Source organism: Vibrio sp. MEBiC08052 (assembly GCF_001506075.1).
Lineage (GTDB): Bacteria > Pseudomonadota > Gammaproteobacteria > Enterobacterales > Vibrionaceae > Vibrio.
Genome location: NZ_KQ947475.1, coordinates 2,685,991 through 2,703,436, shown reverse-complemented (window position 1 = coordinate 2,703,436; position 17,446 = coordinate 2,685,991). Strand labels below are relative to the sequence as shown.

Annotated in this window: 15 protein-coding genes; 6 read left to right on the top strand and 9 right to left on the bottom strand. The window is 47.9% G+C overall.

The genetic code is table 11. The features are described 5' to 3' along the window. Window positions 1-32 precede the first annotated feature (32 nt). From VRK_RS11745 to VRK_RS11705, 9 genes are all read right to left on the bottom strand, one after another. The gene (locus tag VRK_RS11745) at window positions 33-1,262 is read right to left on the bottom strand and encodes an NAD(P)/FAD-dependent oxidoreductase (protein WP_059121547.1); all 1,230 of its coding nucleotides are present in this window, start codon (window positions 1,260-1,262) and stop codon (window positions 33-35) included. A gap of 106 nt (window positions 1,263-1,368) precedes the next feature. Next, window positions 1,369-2,625, bottom strand: coding sequence for a cytochrome P450 (locus tag VRK_RS11740; protein WP_059121546.1), 1,257 nt, complete (start codon window positions 2,623-2,625; stop codon window positions 1,369-1,371). A 54-nt stretch (window positions 2,626-2,679) separates the two neighbouring features. Continuing rightward, on the bottom strand, window positions 2,680-3,411 hold the full coding sequence (locus tag VRK_RS11735; RefSeq protein WP_059121545.1) for a glutamine amidotransferase-related protein: 732 nt from the start codon (window positions 3,409-3,411) through the stop codon (window positions 2,680-2,682). A 5-nt stretch (window positions 3,412-3,416) separates the two neighbouring features. After that, window positions 3,417-4,745, bottom strand: coding sequence for a type I glutamate--ammonia ligase (locus VRK_RS11730; RefSeq protein ID WP_059121544.1), 1,329 nt, complete (start codon window positions 4,743-4,745; stop codon window positions 3,417-3,419). 125 nt (window positions 4,746-4,870) lie between these two features. Continuing rightward, window positions 4,871-5,569, bottom strand: coding sequence for a helix-turn-helix transcriptional regulator (locus VRK_RS11725; RefSeq protein WP_059121543.1), 699 nt, complete (start codon window positions 5,567-5,569; stop codon window positions 4,871-4,873). 194 nt (window positions 5,570-5,763) lie between these two features. Beyond that, window positions 5,764-7,056, bottom strand: coding sequence for an NAD(P)/FAD-dependent oxidoreductase (locus VRK_RS11720; RefSeq protein ID WP_059121542.1), 1,293 nt, complete (start codon window positions 7,054-7,056; stop codon window positions 5,764-5,766). 62 nt (window positions 7,057-7,118) lie between these two features. Beyond that, complete coding sequence (locus tag VRK_RS11715) at window positions 7,119-7,541, bottom strand: Rid family hydrolase (protein WP_059121541.1); 423 nt, start codon at window positions 7,539-7,541, stop codon at window positions 7,119-7,121. Between the two features lie 47 nt (window positions 7,542-7,588). Beyond that, window positions 7,589-8,728: a tyramine oxidase subunit B gene (locus VRK_RS11710; RefSeq protein ID WP_059121540.1), complete on the bottom strand. Its 1,140-nt coding sequence runs from the start codon at window positions 8,726-8,728 to the stop codon at window positions 7,589-7,591. Between the two features lie 446 nt (window positions 8,729-9,174). After that, on the bottom strand, window positions 9,175-9,936 hold the full coding sequence (locus VRK_RS11705; protein WP_059121539.1) for an IclR family transcriptional regulator: 762 nt from the start codon (window positions 9,934-9,936) through the stop codon (window positions 9,175-9,177). 418 nt (window positions 9,937-10,354) lie between these two features. Here VRK_RS11705 and VRK_RS11700 point away from each other — a divergent pair, with 418 nt between their 5' ends. The 6 genes from VRK_RS11700 to VRK_RS11675 all read left to right on the top strand — a co-directional run bounded on the left by VRK_RS11700 (window position 10,355) and on the right by VRK_RS11675 (window position 17,435). Next, the gene (locus tag VRK_RS11700; protein ID WP_059121538.1) at window positions 10,355-11,767 is read left to right on the top strand and encodes an aldehyde dehydrogenase family protein; all 1,413 of its coding nucleotides are present in this window, start codon (window positions 10,355-10,357) and stop codon (window positions 11,765-11,767) included. A gap of 261 nt (window positions 11,768-12,028) precedes the next feature. Further along, window positions 12,029-13,570, top strand: coding sequence for an acetolactate synthase large subunit (locus tag VRK_RS11695; RefSeq protein WP_059121537.1), 1,542 nt, complete (start codon window positions 12,029-12,031; stop codon window positions 13,568-13,570). Between the two features lie 8 nt (window positions 13,571-13,578). After that, window positions 13,579-15,072 (top strand): aldehyde dehydrogenase family protein, encoded by a 1,494-nt coding sequence (locus VRK_RS11690; protein ID WP_059121536.1) that lies wholly within the window; start codon window positions 13,579-13,581, stop codon window positions 15,070-15,072. A 13-nt stretch (window positions 15,073-15,085) separates the two neighbouring features. Then, complete coding sequence (locus tag VRK_RS11685) at window positions 15,086-15,880, top strand: SDR family NAD(P)-dependent oxidoreductase (RefSeq protein ID WP_059121535.1); 795 nt, start codon at window positions 15,086-15,088, stop codon at window positions 15,878-15,880. Window positions 15,881-15,888: 8 nt separating this feature from the next. Further along, on the top strand, window positions 15,889-16,923 hold the full coding sequence (locus VRK_RS11680; protein WP_059121534.1) for a VPS10 domain-containing protein: 1,035 nt from the start codon (window positions 15,889-15,891) through the stop codon (window positions 16,921-16,923). A gap of 53 nt (window positions 16,924-16,976) precedes the next feature. After that, window positions 16,977-17,435, top strand: a complete 459-nt coding sequence (locus VRK_RS11675) for a VOC family protein (protein ID WP_059121533.1) — start codon at window positions 16,977-16,979, stop codon at window positions 17,433-17,435. The last annotated feature ends 11 nt before the right edge of the window (window positions 17,436-17,446 follow it).

Here is a 17,446-nt window from a genome sequence, read left to right as displayed (position 1 = left end):
ATTCCCCTTATGTTTAAAAATCTTTTAGCAACCTATTTAAGTAATGTGCCAAGGTCGATGGCTTCGTCAGACAGTAATGTGGTGTCCAGTTGTTGTGCTGATTCGATCAATTTTTTGCCGATCATAAAATCTTTTGGTCTGTTGACGCAGTCCAGAGAAAGTATTCGGCCCTCTTTGAGATAAAAAACTGTTAACTCCCGCCCACGCGCTAGGTCGCCACGTATCACGACTTGGTCATGTCCTTGGGATAAGCCGGCTATTTGTAGTTTTAGGTCGTATTGATCGGACCAGAACCAAGGCAATGCTTGGAACTGCTTATCGATGTCGCAGATGCTTGCGGCGGCGCTGGTGGCTTGTGCCATGGCGTTGGGGACGGACTCAAGGCGAATAGAGCGTCCATAGCGTTGGCTGACAAAGCTGGCACAATCCCCTGCGGCGACAATATCTGGGTCGCTGGTGACGGCAAAGTCATTGATTAAGATACCATTATTGACGCTTAGTCCTGCGGCTTCGGCCAGCTCGGTATTGGGTATCACGCCAATACCGATAATCACCAAATCCGCTGGGTAAACATCGCCCGATGTACAATGTACTGCGGTGATCTGTTGTGTGCCTGCTAAAGTGCTGACGGTTTTATCACAGCATATTGTCACGCCTTCTTCCGTATGAATTCGATGGTAAAAGGCCGAGACATCGGGGGTGGTAACCCGCTGTAAGATACGTGACATGGCTTCCAGCACGGTCACTTCCATCCCGAGTTTACGCAGTACGGCCGCAGTTTCTAAGCCGATGTAACCACCACCAATAATTACCGCACGACGGGTACTGGGTCGGTTCGCGTGGGATTTGATGCGATCTAAGTCTTCAAGAGTTTTTAGGTAAAACACCCCGGTCAGCTCCGCCCCTGCGATGTCTAATTGGCGCACTCGTGAGCCGAGTGTAAGCGCTAATTTGTCGTAGTTCAGCACCTCGCCATTGTCTAAATACAGTTGTTTTTTTTGGCGATCAATTTGTGTACAGCGAACGCTTAATTTGAGCTGAATGGCGGCTTTTTCGTAGACTTTTGGCCCTTTAATTAAGATTTGCTCTAACGTCTGCGTACCGAGTAAATAGCCTTTGGAAAGTGGTGGGCGCTGGTAAGGTAAAACGCCTTCATCACTGACTAAGGTAATATCGCCGTCCCAACCCTGTTGTCGCAAACTGGGCGCTAATTGAGCGGCGGCGTGCCCTCCGCCAAGGATAATGCAATGCTGCTTGTTCATTGTGTTTTCCTTTTATTGAGACTTTTTCACGACGATTGGCTTCGCTCGTAAAAAGGTCTCTTATTATGTGTAACAGACCGATAAAAGGCCGTCGAACAGCTTGTTATCACGCGTTGAAGCGAGCGGGTAAGGCTTTGATGCCATGGACATGGTTGCTACGCAAACGATCCACGGGGCCGGTGAGCTCAATGGATTTCACTCGTTTCGCCATTTCCTCTAACAGCACACGTATTTGCAGCTTGGCCACATGAGTACCCAGACAGAAATGCGGCCCCCCCTTACCAAAAGACATATGGTTATTGGGGCTACGGTCAACAATAAAGTCGTATGGGTTATCAAAATGCTGTTCATCGCGGTTGCCAGAGGCATAGTACATGGCCACTTTGTCGCCAGCGGCAATACGTGCGCCAGATAGCTCAACGTCTTTAGTGGCAATACGACGCACATAATGAACCGGTGTTGCCCAACGGATAACTTCGTCTGCTGCTATTTTGGGGTCAATGTCTTGGCTGCGGAAGTGCTCCCATTGCTCGGGAAAGTTAGCAAAGGCTTGTAAACCATGAGAAATAGAGTGGCGTGTGGTTTCATTACCTGCAACCACCAGCATTAAGAAGTAATTGCAGTATTCCTGATCGGTCAATTGGCGGCCATCGTAAGTGCCATTGGCTAAGCGAGTCACGATGTCACCTTCCGGGGTTTTGCGACGGGCACGAGCGAGATCTAATCCGAGCTCAAAGGCATCCAATGAAGCCGGATGACCAAACGGCAGCATACGACGTTTTTCTTCCGGGTAGTCGGCAAACGCTGGATCGACAAAGTCCGGGTCGTCGGAGCCAATCAGCATGTCACTCCAGCGGATCATGTCGTTCTGACGGGATGGGGAGACTCCCAAGAGGCGGCACAAGGTGAAAATCGGCAACTGCTTAGAAAGCTCCGCGACCATATCCACTGAGTCTGAGTTCAATACATTATCGATCAATTCAATGGCTGTGGCGCGCACCGATGCCTCTAATGCTGAGACTGCCTTGGGGGTAAATCCCGGAGCGGTAATGATGCGCATGGCCGGGTGTTGCGGCGGATCCATTTCCAAAAGGGTACGGCGCGCATCATTTTGTTCAGAATCGAAGTCGTCAAGGCTGATCACTCCGTTGCGTGAGGAAAAGGTTGCTACATTGCCAGAGACGGACACGATATCGTCATAACGAGTGACGGCCCAAAAGCCTTTGTGTCCGTCATGACGTTCGTTCCAAGCGACGGGGGCTTCTCGGCGCAAACGGGCAAATTCTTCTTGCGGTACAGCCTTGTGCCAGATACTGGGGTCAGATAAGTCCACTTGTGTGGTGGGTCTTTGGTTATCAGACATTGTGTTGCCTCCTGCATTTTTTTGTTCTTTGGGATAACGATGCTCGTATCGTGGTTATTTTGATGATGTAAGGTGATTGAACCGATCTTGAATAAAGGCGAGTACCCACTCTGCTGCCAGCTTGCCATCAATCCGGCCTTGCAGGCTCTGTACTGCCCGGTTGGTTTTTTCGGCACCGTGCAGTTCACGCTGACTTTCATACAGATCGCTGGCTAGTTTGGTCGTCATTTCAGGGTGTGCCTGAATGGTGAAGACGTTGTCACCAATGGTGGTGATGCCCAGCGGACAAAAATCATTACCTGCCAAAACGTTGGTATTGGGGGCTGCTTGGGTCACTTGATCCTGATGAAAGGCAATCAGGTGAAACGCCGACAATTGTTCTTCCGTCGGCGCCCAGCCGGGCTGTATTTTTAAGTGATATTCCTGTACGCCAATGCCCCATTGATTGGTGTGCTCCACCTTGCCCCCTAGGGCGTCGTGCAACAATTGATGACCAAAGCAAATACCCACGACAGGGCTTGTTTTGACTGCCTCGACGAGAAAATCGCTCAGTTCTGTTAACCAAGCAGGGCGCTCATACACACTGAGTGGGCTGCCGGTAATCAGCCAAGCGTCGCATTCATCCGCTTGTTTCGGTAGCTGATGAATATGAGCTTTATAGATTTTATAGGTTAACGCTTTGGACACTTGTCCCAGAAAGCGTGGGAATGGGTCAGCCATTTCGCCATGCTCTTCAATCCAATCCGGGTCGGTTTGACCACATTCTAAAATACCAATTACGGTCATAGTCTTTATCCTAATTCAAAGAAGCGGCGACGTTCGTCAATCAATGATTTGCCTTTAAACTGCCTTACCTGTGCACTACGGGTGGCGGTAAAGGTTTCAACGAAGCGTGGGCTTAGCCAGTCTTTGACACATCCCGATTGACGCATCGCCTCGATGGCAGCCTTCATACCGGGCAATAGCGTTTGTCCATTGAATGATTGCGGAATATAACCATTGCCTTGGGTTTGAGCTGATGGGGATATTTTGCCTTCTATGCCCGCAAGCCCTGCCGCAATCGTCGCTGCAGCAGCTAGATAGGGGTTTGAATCTGAACAAGGTAAGCGGTTTTCAACACGGATGGACTTGGGACTCGTGCCAACGACCCGAAGGCAGGTGGTACGGTTTTCTATCCCCCAAGTATAGGCCGGTGGTGCGAAGGTGCCCGGTGCAAAGCGGCGCCAGCTGTTGACGGTCGGGGCAAAAATCAACATGAAATCCGGCATAAAGGTTTGCAGCCCGCCCAAGAAATAACGGAAGGTGTCAGACATATTGTTTTCATCACTTTCATCCCAGAACAGTGGCTTACCGTCTTGGTCAAGTAGGGAAATATGTAGGTGGGACGATTGGCTGTCGGCATCTTCTGACCAGCGTGGCATATAACTGATAGTTTGGCCTTGGCGCATGGCATGAATTCTAAGGAAGTTTTTGAGCAGTACAGATTGGTCCGCCACTTCTAAGGCGTTATCAGCTGAGATGCAGGCTTCCATAAAACCACCGCTAATTTCTTCGTGCATTTTGGCTAATTTGATGCCCAACACATCGCAGAAATCTGCCACCTCTTTATAGAATTTAGATTGGTTAACCTGATAAATAAGCAGGTCATGACTGGGATGGACCGTGGCGGTATTGAGATTATCGAAGCCTTTTTCGATTAACGATTGTGGCGTTTCATTAAATAAGGTGTATTCCTGCTCATAGCCGATTTTGGGAACAATCCCCATACTTTGTGCACGGGTGAGAACTTTGCGCAACAGACTTCTTGGACAAAAATCTGCAGCTTCACCGGTAAATTGAGCCAAATAAAGGTTGTTGTCGCCTTCTGCTTCCCAAGGGATGGTACGTCGGCTGTGTTGATCCACTTCTAACATGCTGTCATGGAAGTCTGCCAAATCGTCGGTAATGCCGGGCATGTCCATTATGACATCGGTTGGGTCCAGTGCTAATTGCACCGGTGACATACCCATGCCGCTTGCAAGAATACCGGGGAGTTCATGGGCGGCGACTTTTTGGCCCCTTAACAGTCCATTGGTGTCAACGGCTGCGATAGTGGTAAACCTTTCTCTCGAATTAGTCATGATGTTCTTCTCTTTTTTGTATTTGTTGTGAGGAAGCTATTTAAGCTGTGAGCAAGAAACAGACTATAAGAATAAAAATGAGATAAATATCATCTTATGAGATGATGGCGGGTAAAAATCCGAGTTTATGGTGTATATTTGGCAAGTTTTGAGATCAACTCCGCATTTGAATGAACATCTAATTTGTGATAGATACGTTGTATGTGGGTTCTGAGAGTTGGTAATGAGATTCCCAAATGTTGGCAGAGAGTCTTGTTACTGACACCGGTGAGAGCGATTTCAATGACATCCACTTCACGGGCAGTGAGGTTATATTCGTCAATTAAACTGGTGCGGTTGTGAGCGCGGTCCGAAATATAAATCTTGCCTAAACAATATTCGATAAAAGGTTGAGTATGACGAAGTTGCTCTACTTCAGCGTCTGTAAAGGGCATCGCGGCACTTTTACGGACCATGGACAGAATCGCGACAATCCGTTTTTTTTGCCGGAAAAACATATCACAGTTGTGGAAATAGCCATGCGGACGGTAGAACTGATTCAAAATTTCGGTTTGTGACCAGGCTTGATTACTCATCAGTTGGGAATTACAAATAACAACTTGATCGCTGTTCTCATAATGAGACGGGTGCATGGGGTCGATTGACCAATACTTTTTCGGGTAATCTTTTACCATGTCATCAAGGTCGTGGTCTGAGCTGAGCTCCTGCTTGAGTTGTGCCCATGGCACATAAATAAAAAAGCGGATGCCATCAACGGGCAGTAATCGGCGGATAAGCGAAAACAACTCTTGTTCAAACTCTTCCGTAGGAGATGGCTTGTGCATAGGCTACCGTATATTGATTCGTTTTGTGGTCAGTTATTTTGGGTCAACAAAGCTGAGCTCTTTTTTGTTCCTTTGTTCTTTTTTCTATGGGGACAAATAAGTTACTTATCATTGAATAACTTATAAGCCCCTTGTCGATAAGAAATGCCAACATACTCGAAGTGATATTGGCAGGAGCGAGATTTATGGGGATCTTAAAGTCGCTCGAACTTATATGGGCTAGGGTCAATAATCGGATCTGAGTTGGTGACAATATCTGCGGCCAATTGCCCCGCTGCTGGTCCTGTGCCAAAGCCGTGGCCAGAAAAGCCAGTCGCAATGGTTAAACCGGGGAGCGCAGAGATTCTATCAATGACTGGGTTTGAATCCGGGGTAATATCAATCACCCCTGCCCAAGATTCTTCCATTTCTGCTTTTTCAAAAATGGGCCAGGCTTTTCTTAAGTTCGTTAATGCTTCGTGGTTGAGCGCAGGGTTGACACTCGGATCCAAGGTTCTGATCTGCTCAAACGGTGAACGATCGTTAGCATTCCAACGTCGTGCAAGTTTCAGGTCTTGAAAGAACGCTCTCCCGAAAGAGGTACGTAAGAAACTGCGTTGTGCACGCAGCTGACTAAAGTAGCGCCAGCCGATCAGGAGATGGTCCAAGGTAATATGGGCATCTAAGGCACCACGTTGGGTGATGATAAAACCACCGTCTTTATGTTTTCTAAACGAAAAATCCGGGCCACCGACGGAGATGTCAGTCGGGCCTTCCATGGGTTTGGTTCTGAATACTGAACATATCAGTGGTAGCGTTGGCAGGGATATCCCATGATTGCCTAAGAAACGTCGCGACCACGCGCCATTGGCGAGTAGCACTTGCTCGCAACGGATCTCACCTTTTTCTGTGACAACACCGCTGACTTTACCGCCCGTTGTAGAAAGGGTTCGAACTGCACAGTTCTGCACCATGATAGCGCCTTTCTCGATCGCCGTTCTGGCCATTGCGGTGGTCGCAATCGAGGGTTCCGCACGCCCATCGGAAGGTGTGTATATGCCGCCTTGCCAATCGCCTTTACCGCCGGGAACATGCTGATCGATTTCTTTGGCACTGAGCATTCTGGAGTCCAGAGAAAGCGATTCCACCGATTTTAACCAAGCTTCATGCATGGCGACCTGCTCTTCGGTTTTGGCTAAGAACATAATACCGGATGCTTTGTAGCCGACGGATTGCCCGATTCGCTCTGGCATTTCTTGCCAAAGTCTATCGGCGGCGAGCGCCAGTGGTACATCGTGCAAATGACGATTAGTTTTTCGAACCCACCCAAGGTTGCGAGAAGATTGCTCTCCGGCGATATGACCTTTCTCGATCAATACAACGGGAATGTTTCTTTCCGCCAGTGTTAATGCGGCTGTGACACCAATAATGCCGCCACCGATAATAACAACCGTCGTGGATTCTGGTAGTTCATCCTGTGTATGAATAGCCTCAAGTGTTTTCGTCATCATTTGTTTCCTGAAAATTGACCGAAAGGCAGATCCAGTGAGCCTCTGCCTTCCAAGCGGTGTTATTGAGCAAGGGTAACGGTTTCAACGTCAGCGTTGGCAGCACCACGATAAGCAGTGACTTCTAACTCCATCTTGTAGATGGTTGAACCCAGTGGCGGGCAGGTAACCGTCGTCGCAGGATCGACACCGCGAAACTTATCACCGATGAGCGTCATGACGGCTTGGGTGTCTGCCGGGTCTTGGATGAACACACGCGACATCACCACATCGGCAAGGCTGGAACCGACACTTTTTAGCGCAGCTTCAACATTGCTGAACACTTGGTGAGTTTGTTCAAGGACATCTTCCGGGATTTCCTTTGTCACAGGATTTCGGCCCGCGGTATTGGAAACAAAAATCCAATTATCGACGCACACTAGGCGCGAGTAGCTGCTTAATTCTTCCAGTTTTGAACCGGTTTTTACTTTGGTAATCATGGTCATTTGAGTTTTCCTAAAAATAGTATCAGAGGGCAGTCATCGTTGTACGCTTAGCGTAAAACCGGTGTATCCCAAAGGTTGAGTTTCACGCCGATGCCTTGTTCTAACGCATTGCGATAAATCACCGTCGCCCAAGCAACGTCTTCTACCGGCATGCCACCGACCGACATAATGATGATTTCTTCATCGTTTTGACGACCGGGCGCATCGTTCGCCACAATTTTGCCAATGTCTTCCAGTTCTGCTTTATCAAGCTGACCTGCGGCAATCATGTCCATAAAGCGAACGCCAATCAGTGGTACACAGTTATGGGCAGGTTTCGGTAATTCTTCATACCATGCTTCATACAGACGCGTATTATCCAATACCTTACGAACCCCGGGACCTTCCATCCCTTCATCTAAAGAGCAGCTCGCTGGCATGGCTAAAAACGCTCCGGGTTTGACCCATTCGCGTTTAACAATTGGATAAGTAGATGGGTCACCTGTCTCTCCGGAATTACAGTAAGTGACAAGGTCAGACCCTCGAACCACCGCTTCAATACTATCGACGACTTGGATGTCGGTAATTTGTGGGAAGGTTTCCTTTAGCCACCCGATGAAATCATCCAGACTCTTTTGACCACGCCCCTTTATCTTGATCGTATCAAGGTGAGGACAGGCCGCCATAAAGGCAGATACGGTGGTTTTACCCATGACACCGGGGCCTAATAAGCCAATCACTTTAGAATCTTTACGGGCAAGGTGGCGTGCACCAACACCCGGAATCGCTCCTGTACGGTAAGCGGATAAAAGGTTGGCGGACATAAAGGCCAGCGGTGCACCCGTATCAATATCATTGAGAATCAGCGTGAGGATGGAACGCGGCAGGCCTTTTTCGCGGTTAGCGATATTGGAGCCATACCACTTCACGCCAGAGGTTTGAAAGTCACCGCCAAGGTAGGCAGGCATAGCCATCAAACGACGATCTGCTGTAGGTTTTGGCATGGTTGGAAAAGGTGATTGGTCTGGAAACGTAATTAAGGCGCCATGTGAGTCACTATTCGCCCCCGCCATTCTGTAGTCACCCTTGTATAAAAGACCAAACATTTCTTCCATGGTATCTACACAGCGAGGCATATCCATTACACCAGCTTTAATCATGTCTGGCTCTGAAAGGTAGATAAAATCGATTTTTGTGTTCTCTTGCATGGGTATCACCTCAAAGGATCAATTGTTATTTTGGTAAATTATTTTTATATTGAATTCTCACATTACGATAAAATAATGTTTTTTTAAAGTGGATTTTATTATTTTTTGAGCATTTTTCTATTTTTGTATTTGTGTGTGATGATATGAAAATGGGGTTGAATGAGGGTTTGCGTACAAAGTCTTTTAAAATGTTTCAGTGTGCTCTCATTTGTGCCTGAGTATTCATGTGTGCTGTTTAGCCCTTGAAAAATAGGGGAGAGTGAGGTTTGGGGGCTAACCAATATGGTTTCTATCAAGGGAGGGATGGGTTGATACGGTCATGAAGAGAAAGTTAAGAGAGGGATAGAAGGTAGGCCATAAGAGTGGCTGACTCAGCACATAAAAAAGCAGAGGGGCTTCTACCTGACTCTGCTTTTTTATGTGCTGTGTGCTTTGTTAACGGTTTTTCACATTTTATCTGTGACTTGCTCGTTGTCTAGATAGGCACCTTTTTCAATACGGGCTGTGGCCTGTTGCAGTCGTTCAACTACCGCTTCAAGGCGGAATAGTTCGAATGCGCTGGTGGTACCGACAAAAGCGATACTGCCGATAATGTCATCGTTTTCAAGGTTAAGAATGGGCGCGGCAATCCCCGTTAGGCCGAGGTTTAGCTCATCATGAGTGACGCAAAAGCCATCTTTACGGATTTTTTTGGTTTCCGCATTAAACTCTTTCCAAGTGAGATTATAGTCTTCACTTGGTTCAATCTGCTCATCATAGATTTTTTTCAGGCGATTGGTTTTTTGGAATGCCACCAGCACCTTAGATTGCGCCCCTTTAAAAATCGGCAAAGGACGCCCTCGACCAAAGGTGAAACCATACTTTTTAATGTCGGATTCAATATGGGTATTGATGATGTGGCCATCGTAAAACACGCTCATGTACACGGTGAGTCCGGTGCTTTTCGACAAATCGGCCATCACTTCGCGCCCATGGGATATCAGCGGATCATGCTGTCTCATCATCCAATCCAGTTCGATGATTCTGGGGCCAAGGGTGTAGCTTGTCTCAATACGGATTAATAAGCCTGCGTCACACAGCTCTCGTACATAGCGATAGGCAGTTGCGCGGGAAAGGGACAACTGTTTGGCGATGTCGTCCACATTAATGACGAGAGAGCCTGGCCCAAAAATATTGAGGACGTTTAACATTTTATTGAGACTGGACACGGAAACCCCTTAGTGATCAATATGTGTTTAGATTATATGTTCGAAAGCGCTATTTTTAACTGATTTTTGTCTTGTTTTTTAACATGGTGAGATTTTTTTCTTTTCTTATATCTTCAGAATAGCATTTAATTTGCTACTGAAAAATGCCTCTATTCTCATATTCTGGATAATGAATGAAAGTTATCCCCGATCTTAAAGGTCTTTTTGTGAAGCGTATTTTCTTAATTTGAGAAAAAATATAAAAATATCGTTTACATGAGTGCTTTTGTGTGCAATAAATCTTACATTGTGTTTTTAAAAGCTGTTCTTGGCGAAATCAGTGAAGTTGATATCATGCTGATGGCGCTGCTTGGTTAATTTATTGTCTATGTCATGCTGTAGTATTGTACTCGGCATCGCAAGCCGGTGGAGGTTAGCAATGAGTCGTCATTTTAAATTTCTGATCAATGGGGAGTGGGTAGAAGGGAATCATACACCTTTCAATGTTATCACCCCCGCCACATTTGACGTTGTAGCAACATGTGCAAATGGGGATAAATCTCAATTAGAAGAAGCCGTCGAGGCGGCCCAAACCGCCTTCAAAAGTTGGTCCGTATCCAGCCATGAAGAGCGTAAACGTTGTTTAAACAACGCTGGCGATGAATTGGAAAAACGCGCCAGTGAAATCGCGGAGTTGATTGTCGCTGAGCAAGGTAAACCTTTACCGCTTGCTATGGGTGAAGTACAAGCGGGTGTCGCATGGTTACGTTTTGCCGCTTCGCAAGACATTCCGGTCGAAGTCGCGGAAGAGACCGATACCAAACGGATTGAGATCCACCGTAAACCGCTTGGTGTAGTGGCTTCGATTACGCCTTGGAACTGGCCTTTAATGATTGCTATCTGGCACATCATTCCTGCCCTACGTGCGGGCAATACGGTCATCAATAAGCCTTCTGGTTTAACGCCCCTAAGTACCATTAAATTGGTAGAAATTATCAATAATCATGTGCCGAAAGGGGTGATCAATATTATCACTGGTGAAAGTGGTATTGGCAGTGGCATGACCGCTCATCCTCAAATTAATAAGATTGTATTCACAGGGTCTACGGAAACGGGTCAGTCGGTGATGCGCAATGCGGCTGATAACTTGAAGCGTCTGACTCTGGAGTTGGGCGGTAATGATGCCGCGATTGTATTAGAAGGTACGGACGTGGCCAAAGTTGCTCCGGATATTTTTGCTGCTGCTTTCTTAAACATGGGACAAACCTGTGGGGCGATCAAACGTCTTTACGTACATGAGTCTGTCTATGATGATATGTGTGCCGCTCTGGTTGCGATTGCCAATGAGCAAGTGATTGGTAACGGTATGGATGAGGGCGTGAACTTTGGTCCAGTACAAAATAAAGACCAACTGCAAATTGTTGTGGATTATGTGGAAGATGCCCGTAAAGGCGGGGCGACCATATTAACGGGCGGTCAGCCACTTGACGGTGTTGGTTACTTCTATCCTCCGACGCTGGTTGCCGATATTTCTAACGACGCTCTGCTGGTTCAAGAAGAGCAGTTTGGCCCGGCGCTGCCTATTGTCAAGTTCGCGGATGTTAACGATGCGGTGGAAATGGCCAATGGCGTGGATGTGGGTCTGGATGGCTCGGTTTGGGGCCCTGATACTGCTGAGGCGACAGCCATCGCATCTCGTCTGGAGTGTGGTACGACGTTCGTCAACACCCACGCTAAAATTCAGCCGAATATCCCAATGGGTGGCTGTAAAATGTCGGGTTTCGGTGTGGAGTTTGGTGAGGAAGGGTTACTGGAGTTCACCTCTCTGCAGGTTGTGCATATTAATAAATAATAGTTTTCTGTTTTAGACATTTCTGCTCTGGAAAATCCTTCCCATGTTGACAGCGTCAGCGGTTTATCTGCTCACGCTGTTTTTTTATCTTCATATTTTTTCGTATTTTGAGAATAATGAAAAAATAGTTAATAAAAAGACGAAAATCATCACAAAAATCTTATATTTGGCCATATCGATGTAATAAAAATCATTTTATTCGTTGACATGTATTGGTTGTTTCGCATAATGTGAGAATAAGTTAAATAAAGAGGTTGTCCTATGAATGGTGCAGAAGCAATTGTTAAAGCGGCAGTGGAATCAGGCGTTGAGTACTGTTTCGCAAATCCGGGAACTACAGAGATGCCGTTTGTGGCAGCGATGGACAGCGAGCCAAAATTTCGCCCTGTTCTCAGTATGTTCGAAGGCGTGTGTACTGGTGCTGCGGACGGCTATGGCCGAGTTTCGGGTCGTCCGGCATTGACACTGACCCATTTAGGCCCCGGTTTTGCGAATGGTATCGCCAATTTGCACAATGCGCGTCGTGCCAACAGTCCGATTGTTAATCTGGTGGGTGATCACGCCTCCTGGCATGTCAATTATGATCCACCGTTGGCGAGTGACATTGAATCTCTGGCGCGTCCGGTTTCTGCATTTTTCCGCACCTCTAAATCCGTTGATCGTATGGTGGAAGATTTTGGCGCGGCCATGCGTGCTGCCTGGCAGCCTTGCGGCGCGATTTCAACTCTTGTTTTACCGATGGATTTACAGGCCAAAGCGTTATCCGGGGATATGCCTAAGATGTCGATCTTGCCGCCAAAACGTCATTTTAAAGCCGACAATGTAGAAGCTGTGGCAGAGCGTATTAAAGCGGGCAAGCGTTTAGTTTTCATTGTCGGTGATAACGGTTTGGATGAAAAAGGCTTAACCGCCGCGGGTCGTATTGGTCAGTTGCCCGGCATCAAAATGTTTGCCGAGACCTTCCCGCGTATTTCTCATCGTGGTGGTGGTTTGCCGGATCTTGATCGTTTGCCTTACTTCCCGGAAAAAGCCATTGCTGAGTTAGAGCAATACGACGAAGTGGTTTGCGCCGGCGTGGTCGAGCCGATTGCCTATTTTGGTTACGAAGGGATGCCATCTCGCTTGGCAGAAACCGACCGCTTAGTGACTTTGGCGGATGTGGGCGACGATGTATCAGGTGCGCTGGAAGCGCTCGCCGAGTTGCTCAATGCCCCTGCTCATAAAGATCTGGTCGGCACGATTGAGTTGCCTGCGGCCAACGAAGCTTTGACCCCGCAATCGATTGGCAAAATCGTCTCCAGCATCTTACCTGACAACTGTATTGTGTCCGTTGAAGGCGGCACCTGTGGTTACCCGTTTTTCACCGAATCGGCTTTGGCATCGCGCCATCGCGTGTTAACCAATACCGGCGGTGCGATTGGACAAGGGATTCCCGCCGGTTTCGGTGCCGCATTAGCTGAACCGGGCAATACTGTGGTGTGTTTGCAATCGGATGGCAGTGCCCAGTACACCATTCAAACCTTGTGGAGTATCGCTCGCGAGAATCTACCCGTGGTGATTCTGATCGCCGCTAATCATAAATACAGCATTCTACAAAATGAATTGCGCCGTTATGGCGTCACTGAGTTTGGCCAAAATTCCTTGGCGTTAACTGAGTTGGACAGGCCTCGCGTAGATTGGCAAGCCTTGTCGAAGGCATATGGTGTGGACTCGGTCTGCGTCACCAATAACGCGGAACTAATGCGTGAATTTAAAGCGGCGTGTGATGCAAAAGCGCCACGCTTAATCGAAATGTCTTTGTGAGGTTGATCATGACTACCATGGCACTGTTTCCGGAAGTACAAGGCTTTCTTGCCGAACAAAAGCGTTTGTTTATTGGCGGGGAGTGGGTTGAGCCTGCGGCAGGTGAATATTTTAACGTCGAAGATCCTGCAACAACGCACAACATCGCCAGTGTCGCCAAAGCGACCGCGGCCGATGTCGATCACGCAGTTCAAGCTGCGCGCCAAGCATTAGAAGGTGAGTGGCAGTGTGTATCACCCGCTCAACGCACCAAGCTGATGCTGCGCTTAGCCGATTTAATCGAAGAAGATGCGGAAAATCTTGGGCAAATTATTTCGCTGGAAAACGGCAAACCTTATAGCAATGCGAAAAATGGTGAAGTGGTTATTACCGCGAGCATCATTCGTTACTTTGCAGGTTGGCCCTCCAAGATTGAAGGCAGCACCATTCCTGTGTCGCCTCGTACCGGCGAACGCATGCTTAACTACACCGTCAAAGAGCCGGTGGGGGTTTGTGCCTTGATCGTACCTTGGAACTTCCCGCTCTCCATGTGTGCCTGGAAGTTAGGTCCGGCGCTGGCGACCGGTTGTACGTCGGTTTTAAAACCGGCAGAACAAACACCGCTGTCTGCATTACGTTTGGCGTATCTGATCGAAAAAGCCGGTATTCCTCGTGGTGTGGTGAACGTGTTAACCGGTTTTGGAGATGGTGCCGGTGCACCACTGGCGGCTCATCCGGGCGTGGATAAAATTGCCTTTACCGGCTCGACCGGTGTCGGGCGTCTGATTGCGCAAAGTGCGGTCAGTAACATGAAAAAAGTCTCTCTCGAATTGGGTGGTAAGTCGCCCAATATCATTCTGCCTGATGCCGACATTATCAAAGCGGCGAAGGGCGCAGCCGACGGTATTTTTTATAACCAGGGCCAAGTCTGTACCGCTGCCTCACGCCTCTATGTTCATGACAGTGTGCTCGATCAAACGCTTGAAGAATTACGTAAACACGCGGCTGCTCACGTGTTGGGGCCGGGGTTGAATGAACGCACCACCATGGGACCTTTGGTGTCCGCTGCCCAGTTCAATGTCGTTAAAGGTTACGTAGACAGTGCCGTGTCCGAAGGGGCGGAGCTGATTTGCGGTGGTCATAAACCCAGCGAGTTGGGTGATGGCTACTTTATGTCACCCACGGTGTTTTTGGATAAACAAGAACAGGCTCGTATCGCCCATGAAGAAATTTTCGGCCCTGTGGTGACAGTCATGAGTTGGTCCGATGTGGATGAATTGGTACACCGTGCCAATGATACCCCCTTTGGCTTGGCGGCCGGTCTGTGGACCAATGATTTGACTCAGGCGCACACCATTGCCAGTCGCATAAAAGCAGGATCCGTATGGATTAACTGCTGGAATGTGGTGGATCCTGCTTCGCCATTTGGTGGCTACAAGCAATCAGGATGGGGGCGTGAAATGGGCAAAAATGTCATTGATGCCTATACCGAAACCAAGAGCGTTTTCGTCAATTTAGGTTAACAGAGAGTAGATTATGGATTTAGAAATCAAAGATAAAGTCGCCATTGTAACCGGTGGTGGTATGGGTATTGGCAAAGACGTTGCCAGATTTCTGGCAGAAGAAGGCTGTGATGTGGTGATCTGTTCGCGCACTATGTCAGTGCTGGAAAAAACCGCAGCTGAGATTTCCGCAGCAACCGGCCGGCGTGTCTTGCCTGTGGTGTGTGATACCACTGATATGGATTCCGTCGAAACCATGGTCGCAGTGGCGGTTAAAGAATTTGGCCGGGTGGATATTTTGGTCAATGGTGCAGCAGCCCCTTCTGGTGTGGTGCGTAACGCTATTGAGTTTGCCAATGATCATGAATTGCTGGGCGATTTAGATACCAAAGTAATTGGTTATTTCCGCTGTGCAAAAGCCGTCACCCCTTATATGAAGGAACAAGGTTTTGGTCGCATTATCAATATTGGTGGCTTGACCGGTCGTAGCAGTAAAGTCATGTCGGGGATGCGTAACCTTGCCATTGTCCACATGACTAAAAATTTGTCGGATCAACTGGGGCCACACGGCATTACCTGCAACATCATTCATCCCGGTGTGGTGGATACCCCGCACATCCAAGAGCTGTATGAGCGTGAAGGGAAGCTCCAAAACAAAACCCCACAAGAAGTGGAACAGGGTTACATCGATGTTACGCCGATTCGTCGTACCTTAGCGCCGGTTGAAATCGCCTATTTGATCGGCTTTTTAGCCTCACCCAAAGCGGGTGCGGTCACTGGCGAATCGATTGGTATTGATGGTGGGTTAACACGCGGTATTTTCCTTTAGGAGGCAGTATGAGTGGCACAATTTTAGTATCAACAGTTGGCCAAGGAGTGGTGAAAAGTGCGGATAATGGTCAAACATGGCATCGTCTTGGTTTAGGTCAGGACATTGAATTTGATGCGGTCACCCGTTCTCTGGATGTCGATCCGGAGAATCCAAGTACCTTATACATCGGGACGGATACCGGCCTGTGTGTCAGTAAAGATGCGGGCACCAAATGGACACGGATTGATTCCCCTTTTAATGGCGAAACCGTATGGAAAGTCGCAGTCGATCCGAATGATTCAAAGCGTATTTTTGTGGGGACGGGCGCACCGTCCCGTGCAGTGCTGTGGCGTACCAAAGATGCAGGTGAAACCTGGGACCGTGCACCGGTTGAGATTCCTGAGTTTTGCGCAGGGGTGAGTAAACCGCGTTTATTGGCTTTTGCCTTTGATCCGACCGATTCGAATAAGGTTTGGTTTGGTTTAGAGGAAGGTGGCTTGTTTAGGAGTGATGATGGTGGTGATTCATGGGAACGGATTGATGATCGTTTGCTATGGGACTTCAACTCCGATATTCATACCATTCAAGTCCTGCCCAATCATGGTAAAAAGGTGGTGGTTGCCGTCTGTGTCAATGCCGTATATCGCAGCTTTGACGATGGAGAAACATGGGAAGGTGTGATTGCGAAGGAAGCCTTTGGTTTGTATTACGCACGCTCCACTGCGGTGCCAATGGGTTCGGAAAGTACCATTTATTTAAGTGTGTCAGATGGTACACCCGGTACGACCAGCCAAATTTATATTTCTCACGATGCCGCTGCAACATGGCAATTATTGCCGTTGCCACAGCAACCTAATTCGTGTGTGTGGGGAATTCATGTCAACCCTGCCAACCCGGCTCAAGTGGTTGCCGGGACAAAATACGGACATTTGTTTACCAGTGAGAAAGCGGGCTTGTCTTGGAAAAAAGAATGGCGTGAGTTCAGTGAAATATCCGATGTACTCTGGACACCCGCAGAAGCTGTTATTGAGGCCGCTCATGCCTCTGTAATCAAAAAATAGTCAGTGATCGCAGCACATAGTGGTGTGTGATCACATAAAAATAGGTGATGAAGATGAAGGTGAAAATCAATCGTACTCATATCTCTTTATTTGTATCCGACCCCGCTGCCTCCGCAGATTGGTACGCAGATGTGTTGTCTATGGAGAAAAATGCTCGTAATGGTGACGAGTGGGTGATGATGAGTTTTGGTGATAAGCACCATGATATTGCTTTGATTAAAGCGCCGGAAGGAGCGAGCAAAGGCATCATCGGTCTTCAGCATTATGGGATGGAGATTGATGGCGATTTAACCACCTTGCGTCGGCTGTATGGCATGTTATTGACGAAAAAGGTTCCGATTGTCAAAACCACGGATCATGAAGTGGGGATTGGGCTGTATTTTGAAGACCCGGATGGCAATCGCTTAGAGTTTTTCTTAGAAACCGAACACGATAACGAACTTGGTAAATCCCGTTTCAAGCATGCTCATGCACCAAGTCGTCCGATCAAACTTGAACCTATTTTTGACTGATTGACTAAGGA

Excerpts from the sequence above, each read along its gene's own strand:
- VRK_RS11725 (WP_059121543.1), bottom strand. The coding sequence starts at position 5,569 with ATGCACAAGCCATCTCCTACGGAAGAGTTTGAACAAGAGTTGTTTTCG.
- VRK_RS11685 (WP_059121535.1), top strand. The coding sequence starts at position 15,086 with ATGGATTTAGAAATCAAAGATAAAGTCGCCATTGTAACCGGTGGTGGT.
- VRK_RS11675 (WP_059121533.1), top strand. The coding sequence starts at position 16,977 with ATGAAGGTGAAAATCAATCGTACTCATATCTCTTTATTTGTATCCGAC.
- VRK_RS11730 (WP_059121544.1), bottom strand. The coding sequence starts at position 4,745 with ATGACTAATTCGAGAGAAAGGTTTACCACTATCGCAGCCGTTGACACC.
- VRK_RS11740 (WP_059121546.1), bottom strand. The coding sequence starts at position 2,625 with ATGTCTGATAACCAAAGACCCACCACACAAGTGGACTTATCTGACCCC.
- VRK_RS11690 (WP_059121536.1), top strand. The coding sequence starts at position 13,579 with ATGACTACCATGGCACTGTTTCCGGAAGTACAAGGCTTTCTTGCCGAA.
- VRK_RS11700 (WP_059121538.1), top strand. The coding sequence starts at position 10,355 with ATGAGTCGTCATTTTAAATTTCTGATCAATGGGGAGTGGGTAGAAGGG.
- VRK_RS11745 (WP_059121547.1), bottom strand. The coding sequence starts at position 1,262 with ATGAACAAGCAGCATTGCATTATCCTTGGCGGAGGGCACGCCGCCGCT.
- VRK_RS11680 (WP_059121534.1), top strand. The coding sequence starts at position 15,889 with ATGAGTGGCACAATTTTAGTATCAACAGTTGGCCAAGGAGTGGTGAAA.
- VRK_RS11735 (WP_059121545.1), bottom strand. The coding sequence starts at position 3,411 with ATGACCGTAATTGGTATTTTAGAATGTGGTCAAACCGACCCGGATTGG.
- VRK_RS11695 (WP_059121537.1), top strand. The coding sequence starts at position 12,029 with ATGAATGGTGCAGAAGCAATTGTTAAAGCGGCAGTGGAATCAGGCGTT.
- VRK_RS11720 (WP_059121542.1), bottom strand. The coding sequence starts at position 7,056 with ATGACGAAAACACTTGAGGCTATTCATACACAGGATGAACTACCAGAA.
- VRK_RS11710 (WP_059121540.1), bottom strand. The coding sequence starts at position 8,728 with ATGCAAGAGAACACAAAAATCGATTTTATCTACCTTTCAGAGCCAGAC.
- VRK_RS11715 (WP_059121541.1), bottom strand. The coding sequence starts at position 7,541 with ATGACCATGATTACCAAAGTAAAAACCGGTTCAAAACTGGAAGAATTA.